General features: G+C 58.9%; 1 protein-coding gene. It reads right to left on the bottom strand.

From position 1 onward, the window contains the following. Positions 1 to 85: 85 nt before the first annotated feature. Positions 86 to 223 (bottom strand): alpha/beta family hydrolase, encoded by a 138-nt coding sequence (locus AC0L20_RS41830; protein ID WP_473295967.1) that lies wholly within the window; start codon positions 221 to 223, stop codon positions 86 to 88. Between the last annotated feature and the right edge of the window lie 13 nt (positions 224 to 236).

Consider the following 236-nt stretch of genomic DNA (forward strand, 5'->3'; position numbering starts at 1 on the left):
GGGGCAAGCCCCCTCCCACATTTGACCGAGTTCCAAATGTGGAATGTGGTCAAAATGTGGGAGGGGGCTTGCCCCCGATAGGGCCCTAACAGCCACCCAGAAACCCAGCCACTTTCACTGCAGCCGCCTCCAGATGCTGTTCATGACTAAACCCGCTAGCCTTCAGCGGTTTCAAATCATGAGCCCCCGCCACCAGCCACATCACCTCGATGCTCGGTGACAGCGCATACCCCTGC

Source organism: Bradyrhizobium sp. Kon58, from assembly GCF_055807455.1.